Annotated in this window: 3 protein-coding genes; all 3 read left to right on the forward strand. The window is 65.3% G+C overall.

What is annotated here, in order from left to right; all coding sequences use genetic code 11:
• Window positions 1-319 (forward strand): hypothetical protein (locus tag C998_RS15115; protein WP_038082232.1); only part of this gene is annotated, 319 nt, incomplete at its 5' end.
• A 37-nt stretch (window positions 320-356) separates the two neighbouring features.
• Window positions 357-977: a uracil-DNA glycosylase gene (locus C998_RS0113865; protein WP_018871470.1), complete on the forward strand. Its 621-nt coding sequence runs from the start codon at window positions 357-359 to the stop codon at window positions 975-977.
• A gap of 86 nt (window positions 978-1063) precedes the next feature.
• On the forward strand, window positions 1064-1986 hold a 923-nt coding region (locus C998_RS14290; protein ID WP_038082235.1), incomplete at its 3' end, for a hypothetical protein.

Consider the following 1986-nt stretch of genomic DNA (forward strand, 5'->3'; position numbering starts at 1 on the left):
CCTGCCGATGAAACCGGCTGACCAGGCCCTTTGCCTCGCCGTCCTGCGCGGCGTGGTGGAAGACCGAGACCCCGGCCAGTTTCTTGGGTCCACCATCGGGCTTTGCGCCTACATGGAGGCCCTGTGCGAGCGGGGGTGGATGCAGGGTGATCCGGCCCGCCCCTGGGAATGGCGGCCGACGCGAAGCGGCCTGCGGATCTATGTCACCACGGGCCTCGATGGATTTCCGAAGGGCCGGTGGTATTTCTACACCCGGTTCTATGAGCGGGCGGTTGAGGGGATCGGTTCGGGTCGATCCTCGATGGAGAATCGGCCGTGAGGCCAGGCACTGCGTTCTATCCCAACAGGAGAGAGTAATGCGAAACGACTGTACGGCCTGCCGCCTGAGCGAGTGCCGGACGCAGATGGTGGAGCCGGACGGCGCCACGGATTCGATCCTCGCCGTGGGCGAGGCCCCCGGTGCGGATGAAGACGAGCGCGGGGTCGGGTTCATCGGGTCCGCCGGTCGGACGCTGGAGCGCGAGATCGAGGCCATCACCGGCCTTCCCCGCGAGGGCTGGGCGCGAACCAACATCGTGCGCTGCCGTCCGCCCAACAACCGCAAGCCCTTCGCAGACGAAGTGCGCGCCTGCACCGAGCGGCTGGAGGAGGCCATCGAGCGGCAGAACCCCCGCGTGATCCTCGCGGTGGGAGAAAGCGCCGGGCGCGTTCTGTGCGGCGTTCGGCTTCGCTCGGGGGCGTATCTGCCGCAAGTGGCCGGGATGATCGCTGAGGCGCAGCAGCGGGGCAGTCAGGCGCTCCCGCTGTACGAGGGGCGCCGGGTGATCCCGATGCCGCACACCTCGGGGCTGGCGTGGAACCGGACGTACCGGACCACCGAGGGCAACCGCCGGATCGCTGAGCTGGGCCGAGATGCCATCCGGCTCGCGGCGCAGTGCTTTCCGATCAAGGCGCCGAATCAAGAAACGGTCAAGTAAAATCGGATCGAAAAATCAGCGGCTTGCATGGCGGAAAATCCGCATGACCATGATCCGATCAAGAAACCAGCGCAGGAGCGTAGGCAATGAAACGAACTGACGAGAAAAAGGAAGCCCTGGTCTATGCTTACGGCTGCGGCGAGGTTCCTTTGTGGAGTCCGGCGATCAGGGAGGAGGTCCGAAAGCAGAGGGCATTCTGGGATGCCCTGGTGGATATGGACCGCGAGCTGGATCGCGAGCTGGACGATCGGATGAAGGCCGATGATCCGGCTTACGCAGCGGCGGTTGAATACCTGAAGAAAAAGGCTGAGGAGCTTCGCGAGGCGCGGACTGCGCGCGATGAAGCCCGAGCCGCAAGTCGCTCCCGGAAGGTAGACCCCGCGCTGGATAAAGCGCTGCGGGAAGCCGCGTCGGCTCGGGATTCGGCGCGTCGCGAAGTCTGGCGACTGGCGGCTGCATGGCGGAAAGCGAACAAGGAAGCGATCAGGGAACATCAGGCCCGTCGCAAGGAAGAGATCAAGCGCCTGCGCTCGGCTTCCGGCCTGTTCTGGGCGAATTACAACCGGGTCGTGGATGACTACGAAGCGGGGCGGAAGACGGCGATGAAGAAGGGCCGCCGGATGCGTCATTTCAACCCGGATCGGGAGGATGGGGTGCTGACGGTCCAGATTCAGCGCACGGCTTCCGGCCTGGGTGCATCCCCGGAGGAGGTGCATCGAGGCGACTGCTCGATGATCCACGTCGAGGCACCCCCCGTGGGGGTCGAGTTCCTGGGTGCGTCGGCCCGGCGCCGAGAGGGCCGGGTAATGGCCCGGATTCGGGTGGATGCAGACGGGAACCAGGTGAAGTTCCCGGTCGTGATGCACCGGCCCATGCCGACCAATGCTCGGGTCAAGGCTGTGCAACTGGTGTGGAAGCGGGAAGGGGAAACCGTTAAGGCCAAGCTCTGCTTCACGGTGTCGAAGGCGAAAGAGGACACTCAACGTGAAGCCACGTCTGCGGCGGGCGG

Origin of the sequence: Thioalkalivibrio sp. ALgr3, assembly GCF_000377325.1 — a bacterium.
Taxonomy (GTDB): Bacteria; Pseudomonadota; Gammaproteobacteria; order Ectothiorhodospirales; family Ectothiorhodospiraceae; genus Thioalkalivibrio.

Excerpts from the sequence above, each read along its gene's own strand:
- C998_RS0113865 (WP_018871470.1), top strand. The coding sequence starts at position 357 with ATGCGAAACGACTGTACGGCCTGCCGCCTGAGCGAGTGCCGGACGCAG.